1 protein-coding gene is annotated in these 651 nt (G+C 72.2%); it reads right to left on the bottom strand.

Annotated features, from left to right (window positions below; genetic code table 11):
- On the bottom strand, nt 1-651 hold a 651-nt coding region (locus RISW2_RS23060), incomplete at both ends, for an amino acid ABC transporter permease (RefSeq protein ID WP_043775905.1).

Genomic DNA, 651 nt, shown 5'->3' with positions numbered 1-651 from the left:
CCTGCGGCAGCACCACCAGCCGCGTCATCTGCCACCACGACAGGCCCAGCGCGCGCGAGGCCTCGGCCTGCCCGGGCGGGATCGCCTGCAGGCCGCCGCGGATCACCTCGGCCAGGTAGGCGGCCGAGAACACCGTCAGCGCGATGCCGGCGCGCAGCAGGCTGTCGATGGTCATGCCGGCCGGCAGCATGATGGGCAGCACGATCGAGGCCATGAACAGCAGGCTGACCAGCGGCAGTCCCCGGATCAACTCGATCACGCCGATGCTGATGAAGCGCGCCGTCGGCAGGCTGCCGCGGCGTCCCAGCGCCAGCAGCACGCCCAGCGGCAGTCCGGCGCCCAGCGCGCACACCGCCAGCAGCAACGTGATGGGCAGGCCGCCCCACGACGAGGTCGGCACCCGCGCCAGGCCGAACACGCCGCCCTGCATCAACAGCAGGCCGGCCGCCAGGCCGACGATCCACAGCGCCGCCGTGCGCGCGCGCCATTGGCGCGGGCTGAGCGAAAACACCGTCATCGCCAGGATGAACAGGCAGACCACGGTGGGCCGCCATTGCTCGCCGGGGGGATAGATGCCAAACAGGATCTGGCGCATCTTTTCGCCCAGGAAGGCCCAGCAGGCGCCGCTGGCCTGGCGGCAGACAGCGCCCG

The organism is Roseivivax isoporae LMG 25204 (assembly GCF_000521865.1).
GTDB classification, from domain to species: domain Bacteria; phylum Pseudomonadota; class Alphaproteobacteria; order Rhodobacterales; family Rhodobacteraceae; genus Roseivivax; species Roseivivax isoporae.
Note: the sequence above shows the minus strand (reverse complement) of the source record. Positions and strands in the feature narration are given on the sequence as shown.